Consider the following 1,036-nt stretch of genomic DNA (forward strand, 5'->3'; position numbering starts at 1 on the left):
AGCGATAATGAACCTCTGCATGGCACTGCTCATGGCAGGGGTTCATTTTCGCTATCAGCGTTTTCTTACTGGATCTCTTTAGGCGATAATATCACTGGCCTTTTCAGAGGCCACTTTTAATTCTGTTATTACTTTCGCTCTATTTATAGGACTTACGTGTACCTTTTTAACCTCATCGATTAGATCTTTTAAAAACTTCATTTCCACCGGCGTTGCTTTAACTAAAGGGAGCCGTACTCCGCCGGCTTTAATCCCCATCATATTCAGCAGGGCTTTAATGGGCACCGGGTTTGACGTTACAAAAATTCCTTTGAAGATGGGAAAAAGATCAAGATGCCACTTTGTTGCCTGAGCAGTATCACCATTAAACCATGCATCCACCATTTTTTTCATTTCGTCCCCAATGACATGGGCCGCAACACTGACGATTCCGCTGCATCCTAAGGCTAACATCGGCAAGGTCATAGAGTCATCTCCACTATAAATAGAAAACTTGGAAGGTAATATCCTTTTAAGCTCACTGACCTGATCAAGAGAACCTGCCGACTCTTTTAAGGCGACAATGTTTGAAATTTCAGACAACCTCTTCACTGTCTCAGGCAGTAAATTAACTGAAGTCCTACCTGGTATATTGTATAGCATCAAGGGTAAGGACGTCGCTTCAGCAATAGCTTCAAAGTGCTGAAACATTCCCTCTTGGGACGGTTTATTATAATAGGGTACCACTGCCATCAATCCATCAACCCCCGTTGTCGCAGCCTTGCGTGCGAGGGCTATACTTGCAGCCGTAGAATAGGACCCGATATTGGCAATCACCGTTTTTTTTCCTAATGCCTGTTTTACTACTCTAAAAAGCTCGACTTTCTCTTGATCTGTTACGGTCGGAGATTCGCCTGTCGTTCCACAAACCACAACGCCATCAGACCCATGGACGGTCAAGAACTGAGCTAAGCGTTTGGCTTCTTCATAATCGACCTCCAATGCTTCATTCATGGGAGTAACCATGGCTGTTAAAATTCTTCCAAAAGACATTTGA

1 protein-coding gene is annotated in these 1,036 nt (G+C 43.7%); it reads right to left on the reverse strand.

Going from position 1 to position 1,036, the window contains the following annotated elements; all coding sequences use genetic code 11:
• Window positions 1–78 precede the first annotated feature (78 nt).
• A complete protein-coding gene (gene dapA, locus AC6I5A_RS12920; RefSeq protein WP_034616750.1) occupies window positions 79–1,032 on the reverse strand; it encodes a 4-hydroxy-tetrahydrodipicolinate synthase in 954 nt (317 codons plus the stop codon).
• Between the last annotated feature and the right edge of the window lie 4 nt (window positions 1,033–1,036).

The organism is Desulfosporosinus sp. Tol-M2 (genome assembly GCF_059735615.1).